Source organism: Tenacibaculum sp. TC6 (assembly GCF_050606265.1).
GTDB lineage: Bacteria > Bacteroidota > Bacteroidia > Flavobacteriales > Flavobacteriaceae > Polaribacter.
This window is the reverse complement of the sequence record NZ_JBOCUK010000015.1, coordinates 30464-44384: the sequence shown is the minus strand read 5'-3', so window position 1 is coordinate 44384 and position 13921 is coordinate 30464. Positions and strand designations below refer to the sequence as shown.

At 31.9% G+C, this 13921-nt stretch carries 9 protein-coding genes; 6 read left to right on the top strand and 3 right to left on the bottom strand.

Annotated features, from left to right (window positions below):
- Positions 1-6 precede the first annotated feature (6 nt).
- From ACQY1Q_RS10040 to ACQY1Q_RS10025, 4 genes are all read left to right on the top strand, one after another.
- Positions 7-573 (top strand): RNA polymerase sigma factor, encoded by a 567-nt coding sequence (locus ACQY1Q_RS10040; protein ID WP_431005179.1) that lies wholly within the window; start codon positions 7-9, stop codon positions 571-573.
- A 75-nt stretch (positions 574-648) separates the two neighbouring features.
- Positions 649-1653 carry a FecR family protein gene (locus ACQY1Q_RS10035; protein WP_431005178.1) on the top strand — a complete coding sequence of 335 codons (1005 nt, stop codon included), beginning with the start codon at positions 649-651 and terminating at the stop codon, positions 1651-1653.
- Positions 1654-1669: 16 nt separating this feature from the next.
- Positions 1670-4600, top strand: coding sequence for a TonB-dependent receptor (locus ACQY1Q_RS10030; RefSeq protein ID WP_431005177.1), 2931 nt, complete (start codon positions 1670-1672; stop codon positions 4598-4600).
- 121 nt (positions 4601-4721) lie between these two features.
- Complete coding sequence (locus ACQY1Q_RS10025; protein WP_431005176.1) at positions 4722-7484, top strand: TonB-dependent receptor; 2763 nt, start codon at positions 4722-4724, stop codon at positions 7482-7484.
- Between the two features lie 73 nt (positions 7485-7557).
- Here ACQY1Q_RS10025 and ACQY1Q_RS10020 read toward each other — a convergent pair whose 3' ends face one another.
- Complete coding sequence (locus ACQY1Q_RS10020) at positions 7558-8499, bottom strand: MBL fold metallo-hydrolase (protein WP_431005175.1); 942 nt, start codon at positions 8497-8499, stop codon at positions 7558-7560.
- 47 nt (positions 8500-8546) lie between these two features.
- On the bottom strand, positions 8547-9080 hold the full coding sequence (locus ACQY1Q_RS10015) for a lysophospholipid acyltransferase family protein (RefSeq protein ID WP_431005174.1): 534 nt from the start codon (positions 9078-9080) through the stop codon (positions 8547-8549).
- 106 nt (positions 9081-9186) lie between these two features.
- Here ACQY1Q_RS10015 and rmuC point away from each other — a divergent pair, with 106 nt between their 5' ends.
- A complete protein-coding gene (gene rmuC, locus ACQY1Q_RS10010; RefSeq protein ID WP_431005173.1) occupies positions 9187-10566 on the top strand; it encodes a DNA recombination protein RmuC in 1380 nt (459 codons plus the stop codon).
- Between the two features lie 133 nt (positions 10567-10699).
- Positions 10700-11884 carry a hypothetical protein gene (locus ACQY1Q_RS10005; protein WP_431005172.1) on the top strand — a complete coding sequence of 395 codons (1185 nt, stop codon included), beginning with the start codon at positions 10700-10702 and terminating at the stop codon, positions 11882-11884.
- A 702-nt stretch (positions 11885-12586) separates the two neighbouring features.
- Here ACQY1Q_RS10005 and glyA read toward each other — a convergent pair.
- Positions 12587-13861: a serine hydroxymethyltransferase gene (glyA, locus tag ACQY1Q_RS10000; RefSeq protein WP_431005171.1), complete on the bottom strand. Its 1275-nt coding sequence runs from the start codon at positions 13859-13861 to the stop codon at positions 12587-12589.
- Positions 13862-13921: the final 60 nt, after the last annotated feature.

The following is a 13921-nucleotide window of genomic DNA, read 5'->3' as shown; positions in this document are numbered from 1 at the left end:
CATTTAATGAGTAGCTTATCTGATGAAATATTGTGGAAGTCTTTAAAAGAAGGGGATTTAAAAGCATTCTCTATTCTTTTTAAAAAGTTCTACCCTTCTCTCTACAGTTATGGCTTAAAAATTTCTAATAATGCAATTTTAACAGAAGATTCTTTACAGGATTTCTTTGTCTATATTTATGAGCATAAAGAAAATTTAAGTGATTTAGACTCAATAGCTCCTTATTTATTTTCTTCTTTTCGAAGATTCATTATAAAAAAATTAAATAAAACTCAAAAATATTCAATGGTAAGAAATATTGACACAAACATTGTTGATATTAACTTTACCCCGGAAGAGTTTATTACCAACCAAGAATCAACTACCTTCAGAAACAAAAATCTTGCTAATCTAATCAACCAACTACCTAAACGCCAAAAAGAAGTTATTTATTTAAAATTCCATTGCAATTTAAAAGCAAGTGAAATTGCAGAAACTATGGATATCAACTACCAAAGCGTTATAAATACACTACATAAAGCCATTAAAAATTTAAGAGAAGAAATGGCAATTTTACAATTATTAAATTCATAAATTTGTAACCTTAAAAGGAGTATATTTAATAAAAATTATACTTATGTCAATAGTACCCCTTAGTATTGATTTTTAATGACTAAAAAAACATATAATACAATTCACGATTTTTTAAATGATGCATCATTTAAAAACTGGGCTTTTAACAGTCAGTTATCAGATGTTTCTTTTTGGGATTTTTGGTTAAAAAATAATCCCATGAAACGAGATATTGCATATGAAGCTCGTGATATATTGCTAGGCATTAATTTTAAAAAAGATACTGTTACGGAAGAAAAAATTGAGTTTGAATGGGATAAACTTGAAACCAAGTTAAAAGCAATTCAAGACAAACAAATCAAAAAGACTTCACGTAAAAACAAGCATTTATATCAAAAACTAGGTATAGCTGCCAGTATTTTACTTCTTATTTCATTAAGTTTTATAGGTTATTTTAACCTTACTCGTGTAACTCACAAAACCGCCTATGGTGAAATTTTAGAATTAAAATTAAAAGACGGTACGTTAGTTACCTTAAACTCAAACTCTAGTATTTCATATAATAAAAATGATGTTAGAAAAGTTTGGTTGAAAGGAGAAGCCTATTTTAAGGTTAATAAAAAAGAAACGACCAATGCTAAATTTTGGGTAAATACAAATGATTTAGTTGTGGAGGTTTACGGTACCCAATTTAATGTAAACACACAAAGGCAAAAAACCAAAGTTTATTTAGAAGAAGGTAATATATGGTTAACCTTAAACAACGGAACTTCTAAAAAAATGGCTCCGGGAAATTATATAGAATATTCTTCTTTAGATAAAAAAATACTTATTGATAAAAATTTAGCTTCAAATGAAGAACATGTTTCATGGAAAAACGGAAAGCTTATTTTTAACAACTTTACTCTTGAAGAAGCTTTAAACAAAGTATCTGACACTTATGGTGTTACTTTTGAGTATAAACATCCGGAAGCTAAAGAAATTTTAATTACAGGAATTGTACCTACAACAAATTTAGACATTTGTTTAAACGCTATTAGAAAATCAACAAATATTAATATTAAAAAAGAAAATACTAAATTAGTAGTTTATAAAAACTAATTAATTCTCTTTTTTAATGACGCAAAAGAATACAATTTCACTATTTTACTGTTTTGTTGTATTCTTTTTATATTCTCTAAGTTTACATTCACAACACAAAAAATACATTTCACTTTCTGAAGCTTTAAGTATTATAAGCAACAAACATCATATTTTCTTTACTTATAATCCTATTACCATTAAACATCAGCAGATTGATATTGTTCCTTTTGAAAATTTAACGCTCAACCAATCTATAAACCTACTAAAAAAAAGCACTCCATATAATATTGAATATCTAGGGAACAACTACTATGTTCTATATTATCTAAAGAAAACAAACGACACCTCTATAAATGAAAGTTCCGAAACGTTTCATACACTTAGAAACGACAGTATCATAAAAAATTTCCAAAACGGATACATTCTTCGCGGTATTGTGCTTGATCAATACAACAAACCCGTTCAAAAGGCAAACATTATAGAAAATAATACACAAAACGGAACCATTACTCAAAATGACGGTACTTTTGAATTAAAATTAACAACCAATAATTCTATAACAATTACTCATATTGGGTACTCTTCACAGATAATTCAGCCAAAGAGTCAATTTGTAAACATTTTTCTTAAATCCGGACTTGAACTAGACGAAGTACTCATAGTAGGTTCAAGAAATAACAACAGACGAAAAGCGGATTCTCCGGTATCTACCGATGTTATTGAAATAAAAGACATCGAAAAAAACAGTGAGTTTTTAGAAGTAAATCAATTCATTCAAAATGAAATTCCTTCATTTAACGCTACCAAACAATCCGGTTCTGATGGTTCAGATCATATTATTCCGGCAACTTACAGAGGTTTAGGACCTGATCAAACATTAGTTTTAATTAACGGAAAAAGAAGACACCAAGCTTCTTTAATAAATTTATATGGTACTCGTGGAAGAGGTAATTCCGGAACCGATTTAAATGCTATTCCCGCCTCTGCTATTAAACGAATTGAGGTACTTAAAGATGGTGCTTCTGCTCAATATGGTTCTGATGCTATTGCCGGAGTTATTAATATTGTTTTAAATGATGCTACCGATGAAACCAATGTAAATTCAACCTTTGGTTTTTATAACGCCAACAATAATACAAATGAAAACAGAAAAGGCGTAGATGGAATAACTTATAAAGCGGCTATCAATTACGGGACAGCCATAAATGAAAATGGTTTTGTTAATCTTTCTGCTGAATTTCTCAGCAAAGGTCACACCTTTAGGCAAGGTACTAACATACGCGAAAACTATGGAGATGCTGCTGTTACCTCTCATAGTTTATTTGTAAATGCTGAAATACCTATATCTTCCACGATTAAAGCTTACACAAACGGAGGTTATAACTATAAAAACACCAAAGCCTATGCCTTTACAAGAACACCTGGCAGTGAACGAAATGTAAAAGACATATATCCTAACGGATTTAATCCGCTAATAACCTCTAATATATCAGACAAATCACTCACATTAGGCTTAAAAGGAAAATTAAAGAATTGGAATATTGATTTTAGCAATACCTACGGTAAAAACTATTTTCATTATTATATAAAAGAAACGCTAAATGCTACACTTTTAGAAAAATCGCCTAATGAATTTGATGCCGGCGGACATAGCTTAGCTCAAAACGCAACAAACATTGATGTTTCAAAACATTTTCCTAACTTTTTAAAAGGTTTAAACATTGCAGCAGGCTTAGAAAACAGAATAGAAAATTATAAAATTTTTGCCGGAGAACAGGGCTCTTATGAATCGTATGACAATAATGGAAACATAGTTACTAACTCTACACCTTCAAACTTAATTCCAACGCACAACGGAAAAATAAGACCCGGTGGTTCGCAAGGGTTCCCCGGATATTCTCCGTTAAATAAGGTAGACAGAACCAGAACCAGTGTTAGTTTATATTTTGATAGTGAAATTGATTTCTCAAAAAAATGGTTATTAGCCACAGCTTTTCGCTATGAAAACTATAGTGATTTTGGTAGTACATTGAATACAAAAATTGCTTCACGATTTAAAGTAACTCCAAAAACTAACTTAAGAGTTTCTTTTAGTACAGGTTTTAGAGCACCTTCACTTGCTCAGATTTACTATAATTTAAAGTTCACCAATTACATAGATAACCAACCGGTAGAATCTTTTTTAATTGCTAATAACAATCCAATAACCCAAAAATTTGGTATTGAGAGGCTTCGAGAAGAAAAAGCCATAAATTACAGTTTAGGTATCAATCATAAGTTCAGTCATAATTTTCAGTTTTCATTAGACTCCTACTATATTTTTATTAAAGATCGAATTATTCTAAGCGGTAATTTTGACGCTTCAAGTTTAAATTCAAACGTTCAAAATGTACAGTTTTTTGCCAACGGAGTAAATACCTCAACTTACGGACTGGATTTTAGATTTAACTGGTGTAAAAAGTTTTCAAGCTCTAAACTACTCCTTAATTTTACCGGTAATCTTAACAAAATGGAGATTACTGAAATTAACCACAAAGGGTTAGATTCTGAAATTTTCTTTGGTACAAGAGAACAATATTTCTTAAGAGCTTCGGCACCAAAGTATAAACTTATTTTAAATGCTGTTTACAGCAACAATCATTTTTCTTTAAGTAATACACTTACAAAATATAGTGATGTTGATCTTATTGATTGGCAAATCTATAAACCGCTTAGTGAATTTAACAATTCAAGCCAAGACAGATTACAGGCTTCTATAGATTCTTACAAATCTAAATATACTTTAGATACTCACTTCTCTTATGAGATTTCCAATCATTTTTCTATACAAGTCGGAGTTAACAATTTATTCAACACCTATCCTACTGAACAAGCTAGAAATACAGATAGCGGAGGATTATGGGATGCTGTGCAAATGGGAGCTAACGGATCGTTCTACTACACTAAATTTTTAGCAAAATTTTAACTTTTTCAAAAATAAAAGAGTATAAAAAAAACAAACTCTACTTAGTAATAATATATCAGAATTGTTAATTGACTAAAAACTCAATAAACATATTCTAAAATTATTAACTAAAATTTTATTCATGAAGAAACTCTTAACCTTGCTTTTAACCGTTGCATTTAGTAGTCTTACGTGGGCACAAATGCAAATTTCCGGTACCGTAAAAGATGTTAACAACGAGCCCTTACCAGGAGCAAATGTTCTTGAAAAAGGAACTCAAAACGGTACCACCTCAGATTTTGACGGAAAATTTCAATTAACCGTTCAAGAAGGCGCTATACTTATTGTAAGTTTTTCAGGATTTGAAACTCAAGAAATTTCTGTAGACGGAAGAAAAATATTCAATATTACTTTAAAAGAAGGACTTCAACTTGAAGAAGTAGTGGTAACAGGTAGTAGAACTCCTGCCAGAAGTAATACTTCAAGCCCGTTACCGGTAGATATCGTTGAAGCAAAAGAGTTACAAGCCACCGGACAAACTACTTTTGATAAAGCATTACAGTATAAAATTCCGTCATTCAATACGGTAAACACACCTGTAAATGATGCTACTTCTTTATTAGATCCATACGAAATACGAAACATGGGACCTAGTAGAACTTTAATTCTTATTAATGGTAAACGTAAAAATTTAAGTTCATTATTATATACCCAAACCTCTCCGGGTAGAGGTGAAACCGGAGCCGATATCTCAGGAATACCTACAGATGCAATTAAAACCATTCAAATTTTACGTGACGGTGCCTCTGCTCAGTATGGTTCTGATGCTATTGCCGGAGTAATGAACATTATTTTAAAAGATGATTATAAAAATGGTTCTGCCACCTTTAGATCTGGAATTACCGGTGAAGGTGATGGTGAAATGCTTGGCGTAAGTATTAATAACGGAAATAAATTAGGTGAAGGAAAAGGTTTTCTTAACTATACTTTAGACTTCTCTAAAACTGCGTTAGCTAATAGACCGGGAACTGTAGATGCTGAAGGTGAAGCTGCAGATTTTGGCGCTGATATTAACGATGTAAGAGAGTTTTTATCTAGAAGACCCGACGCAGGAAATATCAATGGTTCACCTGAAACTACTGCTGCTAAGTTTTTAGTGAATGGTGGTATTGATTTAAAAAACAACAATGAGCTTTATTTTAATGCTGCATACATCTATAAAAAAGTAAATAGTTTTGCTAACTACAGAACTCCGTACTGGAGAACTATTACTGATTATCCTTATTTAGCAAACTTTTTCCCCGGAAATAACCCAACCAATCCAGGTGGTTATGACGGATATGTTCCAACTTTTGAAGGTGATTTAAATGATTACAATGCTACACTAGGGTTTAAGTCTAAAATAAATGATTGGAATATTGATGCCAGTGCAACTTTTGGAGGTAACAAACAAACCTATTCTGTAAATAACTCGCATAACAGAAATGTAGTATTATCACCTGCTACTTGGACAGACACAAATAATAACGGAGTTGTTGATCCGGGAGAAATGTCTGAAAGCTCTCAACTATACAGAGAAAACAGTCCAATTAGTTTTGATCCGGGAGGAACAGCGTTTAATCATATTGTAGGAAACATTGATATTTCAAGAGTTTTATCAGAAAAAGTAGCTGTTGCTGTTGGAGCTGAGTTTAGAACAGAAAACTTCGAAGTGATAGCTGGTGATCTAGCTTCTTATGACGGTGGTGGTGCCGATTCTTTTGCCGGAAACAGACCTGAAAACTCAGGTAATTTTAATCGCTATAACTTAGGTGGATATGCCAGTTTAGATTGGGATATTACTAAAGACTTTTTATTAAGTGGAACAGCCAGAGTTGAAAACTACTCAGACTTTGGTAGCACTTTTGTTTGGAAAGCTAGTACACGTTATAAATTTGCTGACGATAAGTATACTTTAAGAGGATCTGTTTCTACAGGTTTCAGAGCGCCTACATTACACCAAATTTATACGCAAAAAGCACAGTATAGTTTTGTACCGGGTAAAGGAATCCAAGTAGGTGGTTTGGTAAATAATGTTTCTCCTCAGGCACGTTTATTAGGAATTCCTAAATTAAAAGCAGAAGAATCTACAAACTTTACTGTTGGTATTGGCGGAAAACCATTTAAAAACTTCTCTTTCACCATTGATTATTATAATATTGCTGTTAACGACAGAATTGTATTAAGTACAGAATTAACACCTCCTAGTACACCTGCTTTTGCCGGTTTATCAGATGTTAGTTTCTTTGTAAATGCTATTGATACTAAAACATCTGGTTTAGATGTTGTAGTTAGCTATAATAATCTTGCTTTAGCTACCGGTAAGTTAGGATTTAATTTATCTGGTAACTATACTATACAAAATGAAAGAGACGGTGCTGTAAAAAATCCGGCATTTGCCGCAAACTCTGGTCAATCAGTTGTAAACGCTACTCAAGAAGCTTTATTCTTTACTTCAAGACCCAAAACAAAATGGATTTTAGGAACTACTTATGATATCGGTAAATTCGGTTTTTCTCTAAACAATACATATTTCGGAAAAACTATCTTCAAGCAACAAGGTTTAGACGCTAATCTAAGAACCGAATTTACCCCTAAAATTGTTACCGATTTAGGTATTAACTATAATGTTGATAGTAATTGGACAGTAGCTTTTAATGTAAATAACATTTTAAATGTACTACCTGAGTGGAGTTTTAAAGCAGAAAATGCTGCCGGTCAATCAATTTTAAATGATCCTGCACAAGTAAAAATTCAATCAAATTTAATCACATTTAACCAAAGATATTCTCAAATGACTTATGATGGTTATCATTTTAGTCAGTTAGGAACATTATTTAACTTATCTGTGAACTACAAGTTTTAAAATTTAATTGTTTCCATTATATATAATTATATGTGAAAATCTCGAGGGTTCCCCTAACCTCGGGGTTTTCTTTTTAAAAAGGAATCACTGATTTTTCTTTCGCTATTCTAAACCCTTTAGCCTGCACCTGCTTTTGCGCTTCACTCCCTTCTTCTAATAAAGGATTGGTATGATTAAAATGAATAAAGTAAATTTTCTTTTTATCTTCCGGAGTTAAGTTTTCAAATAATTGCATACTTTCTTCTACAAAAGGATGCGGAACTTCAGACATATCTCGATTGATCTCTCCGTTCTTAAAAAAAGTAGCATCTAAAAAAGCAATGTCCACCTCTTTAATATACTCAACAATGCTTCTCTCCCATTTCTGCCACTTATCAATATCCGGTATAAACAATGCTTTTTTCTTGCCATAATGAATCATATAGCCTACTGTTTCTGTATACTCATCTCTGTGAGGTACTTGTAACGGAGTAACTGCAATGCGTTGATTAAGCATCAGAGTAGTATCATTTTGTATAGGTTGTAACGCTATATTTTTTGTACTTACCAGCTGACTCCAAGGTCCGTTATTTGTTAAATACTCTCTCATTCTAGGCATAGCATATACCGGTACTTTTGCAGCACTCATTGCCTCTCTACCTAAATACATAATCCCGGTATAATGCCCTATATGTCCATGGGTTAAAAAAATACCGTCAGGTACTTCTTTTTCTTTTACATAATTGGTTAATAATTTCGCCTGTTTAGTAAAATCAGGAGTTGCATCAAACATCCAACTTTCATTATTAATAGGATCTACTAACCCTATACAACTCACCATACGTTTTAATGTTGGATTTTTATACGTAGCAGTACAGCATTGTTTTGTACAGGCTATTTGCGGGTATCCAGCATCTTGTGCCACTCCTAATACCACAAAAAATGGTTGGTTAGGAATCTCAACAACTTCTTGTTTTGAATGACATCCCCAAAAAAACAATGTTGTTAATATAAAAATGTACCATTTACTTTTCATACGCTATCACAATCTGTATTACTTACTACAACTTATTAATACATTAACTAAAATAATTCCGGATTGGCACCTTTAACATCCTTATAAAAATCATGAAAAACTTTAAAATCTTTCTCCATATCATCTGTGGGATAATAAGGATCAGAAATAGCTACCTGCTTTCTGCCAAAATCAAGTGTAAACATTATAATAGGCACTCCTGCCCCTTTAGCTATGAAATAAAAACCCGTTTTCCATTGCTCAACTTTTTTTCTTGTTCCTTCAGGTGATAACGCCAGTCTAAACTCTTCCTTTTCATCAAAAATATCAACTATAGACTGAACCAAATTATTGCTCTTGCTCCTATCAACCGGAGCTCCTCCCAACCATCTGAAAATAAACCCGAACGGTGGCTTAAACAATGACTTTTTTCCTATAAAGTTAATCTTTACTCCCCATGTATTTCGGGCTAAAATGGCAATAGGAAAGTCTTTCCAACTTGTATGCGGAGCGCCAATAACAACATATTTCTTTAGTTCATGCGGAAACTCCCCTACTATTTTCCAGCCTAAAATTTTGGTATAAATAAACTTAGATATCATTTCTTAATAAAATAAACCTCAATGATACGGTTTTCAGTAATAAATACAAACATTTTTATGATATCTTGCCCTATATTTGCTTACTTAATTAATTTTTTTAGTTTAAATGAACACTACGCTATTCATACTTATTGCTGTAATATCCGGACTACTATTAGGTATTGTTATTGGTAATTTATTAGGTAAACTGGCGCTAAAAAAAGCAACCGGTGAACTTGAAAAAGAGAACAACTCTCTAACAGCAACTATTCATAACTTAGAAACGTTGAAGCAGGAAAAAGAACAAAGTTTTGTACAACAAAAAGAGGATTTTATTCAGCGTTTAAACGAGCAAGTTAAAGAAAATAGTGAGCTACGTAGAGAAAAAGAGTTTTCTGCTATTGAATTGGCTAAGAAAAATGAAGAGCTAAAAAACTTACAAATTAAACTAAACGAGAATAAAGAGGAAGTAGAAAAGTTACAAGATAAGTTTACTAAGGAATTTGAAAATTTAGCCAACAAAATTCTTGATGAAAAGTCTACTAAATTTACAGAGCAAAACAAAGAAAACATAAAAAATATCCTTTCTCCGTTACAAGAAAAAATTCAGACTTTTGAGAAAAAAGTAGAAGATACTCAAAAGGAAAGTATTTCTATGCATTCGGCTTTAAAAGAGCAGTTATCCGGCTTAAAAGAGTTGAATGCTCAAATGAGTAAAGAAACTATTAACTTAACCAAAGCCTTAAAAGGTGATAGTAAAACGCAAGGAAACTGGGGTGAATTAGTGTTAGAAAGAGTGTTGGAAAAATCGGGTTTAGAAAAAGACCGAGAATACTTTGTACAGCAGTCTTTTACCAATGAAGAAGGTAAGCGAATTATGCCTGATGTGGTTATCCATTTACCGGATAATAAAAAAATGATTGTTGATGCCAAAGTATCATTAACTGCCTATGAACAATATATTAATACAGAAGATGATTTTGAAAAAGAACGTTTTGTAAAGGAGCATGTAAATTCTTTAAAACGTCATGTAGAGCAATTATCTGAAAAGAGATATGAAGATATTTATAAAATTGAATCTCCTGATTTTGTATTGTTGTTTGTTCCTATAGAACCTGCTTTTGCCGTAGCCCTTAATGAAGATAATACACTTTATAACAAAGCTTTTGAAAAGAATATAGTAATTGTAACTCCTACTACGCTGTTAGCTACCCTTCGTACTATTGATACGATGTGGAATAATGAAAAACAACAGCGTAATGCGCTGGAAATTGCACGTCAGGCAGGTGCTTTATACGATAAATTTGATGGCTTGCTAAAAGACTTAATAAACATTGGTAAAAAAATAGACGCTACCAAACTAGATTATTCTGCCGCCATGAATAAACTGGTAGAAGGAAGAGGCAACTTAATAACCAGTGTAGAAAAGCTAAAAAAAATGGGGGCTAAAACTAAAAAAGCATTACCTGAAAAAATTATTGAACGTGCTCAGGAAGAGGAAGAGTAAACTATTAGTTCTTCCTTCTATTCCTATAATCCCAAATCCAATGGAATTTACCAATGATAGTTCTAGATATAAAATTAAAATATATTTATCCCTAATAACTGACAGTTTAACCGTTTGATAATAATTAATAAAAATGGGTAGTTGGAATACGGTACATTTATTTGACGTTAGTAAATTCTATAATGATATAATTCCTACTTTACGTGGAGAGAAAGGCTCTTTAAAAAATGATTATATAGATTTTCTTAAATTATCAAGGATTGGAGGAATTAATGATTTATCAGATTATGACTTAAAAAAATTAACCAACGAATCAATATCTAAAATTATAAGAATATCAAATCAATTTGATTCAATTTTTAAAATTCATAAAATATATAACAACATAAAACCTTGGGAAGAACAAAGAAAATATCTAAACGATAATGAATATTATTATACATTCAATATGTTTTTTGAGTATTCTATTTTTAAATATTGTGCAGATTTTCATCCACATATTTATACAGGTAAACGTGGATTGAACTCTGTATTAGCCCCTAAAAAAAACACTATTGCTAATGAAATACTAGATAATTTAGAAAATTTTAATACTTTTTTTTGTGCAGACAATACAGGAGTTGGTAATTGGATTAACATAGAAGATACAAACATACTTTTCAATTGTAAAGAAGACTTATTCTCTAAGCCTCCTTATGATGAAGACGATTATAATTATTTTAAAAAAATCATTAAACTAATTGAAATCGCTTCTTCAAATAACTTAGGACTTATTAGGGGAATTGATTTAAGAGAAAGTATGTTAGAGAAATTACCTGGAAACAAATTAATAGAAGAAAGTTATTGGAAAAATTTTAAAGGTGATTTCAATGAGTACCTTACTTCTATTACGAAAGAAAATAATATAGAAAAAGAACATAAAATTAATGTATCTATAAGCCAAGAGAAAAAGAAAATCAATCATGTTTTCCCTAAAGATTCTTTATCTACAAAACCAATCAAAAAAAACAAGAACATTCCTAATGACCTAAAAATAATTTCTTTTAAAGATTTTCATAGTACTGTTTATGAATCAGTATTAGAAAATAAAATTTTTATCAGTTATTATTATGAGTCAGGTTTTTCTCAAGAAAATTTAGTATTAGAATTAAATTCAAAAGAAGTATTAAAATTTAGGGAAAACGCTAATGAATTTATAAATAAACAAGCTACTCTAATATCGAAAAATTTTAATCATATTTATAAAGAACGAAATATTGAAAACTTTATTGATAAAAACCTTATGCTTAAATTAATGACAGCGTGGAAAAATAAATAAAAGCTATTATCAACACAGTATAAAATTAATTATCTGTATAAATTAACTTGCTAAACTAACCTCAATTCCACACAACTACTCACAAAGAAATTAAAATTCTTCGAAAAAAAAATCTGAAAACCGTCCTGCATTAATGTAATGCTCATTCTAAGTTCCGGAAACCGTCCTGCGTTAGTGTAACGCCCATTCTAAACTCTGAAAACCGTCCTGCGCTAGTGTAACGCTCATTCTAAGTTCTGGAAACCGTCCTGCGTTAGTGTAACGCCCATTCTAAATTCTGGAAATCGTCCTGCGTTAGTGTAACGCCAATTCTAAACTCCGGAAATCGTCCTGCATTAGTGTAACGCCAATTCTAAATGTTGGAAACCGTCCTGCATCAGTGTAACGCCAATTCTAATTGCTGGAAACCATCCTGCATCAATGTAATGCCCATTCTAAACTCCGGAAACTGTCCTGCATCAGTGTAATGCTCTTTCTAAATTCTGGAAATCGTCCTGCGTTAGTGTAACGCCAATTCTAAGTTCTGGAAATCGTCCTGCGTTAGTGTAATGCTCTTTCTGAATCCCGAAAAGCTATCATCCTACTCTAATACATTATTATTAAACCATTTTCTTCAAGATCAATAGCGCAACTCGCTATAAAACAAAAACCGAAGATTAATAATCTTCGGTTTTTATATTTTAAAATAGTTTATAAAATAAATTACATCACAAATAATCGTCTGTGGTGCATTAAATCATATACTTTCTCTCCAATCGCTTCTAAAGCTTCATCGTTCGTAGCATTCATTATAGCTTCATCTATCAATTCAACTATAGTTACCATATCTTCTTCTACTAAACCACGAGTGGTTACAGCTGCTGTTCCTACACGAATACCTGAAGTAATAAATGGTGATTGTGTATCAAAAGGAACCATGTTTTTATTTACCGTAATTTCAGCTTTTCCTAAAGCAATTTCAGCATCTTTACCTGTGATATCTTTATTACGTAAGTCAATTAACATCATATGATTGTCTGTACCTCCTGAAATGATATGATATCCTTTTGCTACAAACGCAGCAGCCATAGCTCTTGCGTTCTCACGTACTTGTATTTGGTATTCTAAAAACCCATCCGTTAACGCTTCTCCAAAAGCAACAGCTTTAGCTGCAATTACATGCTCTAAAGGTCCTCCTTGGTTTCCCGGAAAAACAGAACCATTTAATAAAGTTGACATCTTTTTTGGGTTTCCGTTTTTTAATACTTGTCCAAACGGATTATCAAAATCTTTCCCCATCATAATCATACCACCTCTTGGCCCACGTAAGGTTTTGTGTGTTGTAGTAGTTACGATATGACAGTGTGGTAACGGATCAGATAAAATACCTTTAGCAATTAAACCTGCCGGGTGAGAAATATCTGCCATTAAAATAGCACCAATGCTATCAGCAATTTCTCTAAAACGTTTAAAATCTATATCTCTTGAATACGCAGAAGCTCCGGCAATAATTAACTTTGGTTTATGCTCATTAGCTTGTTGCTCTAAATGATTATAATCAATTAATCCGGTTTCTTTATCTACTCCGTAAAAAACAGGATTGTATAATTTTCCTGAAAAGTTTACCGGTGAACCATGTGTTAAATGCCCACCATGTGATAAATCAAACCCTAAAATAGTGTCTCCCGGTTGTAAACATGCTGCAAAAACTGCTGTATTAGCCTGACTTCCTGAATGTGGTTGAACGTTTACATACTCGGCACCAAATAACTCTTTTGCTCTGTCAATAGCTATTTGTTCAACAATATCAACTACCTCACACCCTCCGTAATATCTTTTTCCGGGGTACCCCTCTGCATATTTATTGGTTAAAACTGACCCTTGAGCCTCCATTACTTGCTCACTTACAAAATTTTCAGAAGCAATTAACTCTAAACCGTGTAACTGGCGCTTTTTTTCGTCAGCGATAAGGTCAAAAATTTGATGATCTCTTTGCATTGTTGTGTGTTGTTATATTTTGCAGCCAAATGTACTAATTTTAAAAGTAATTATATATCG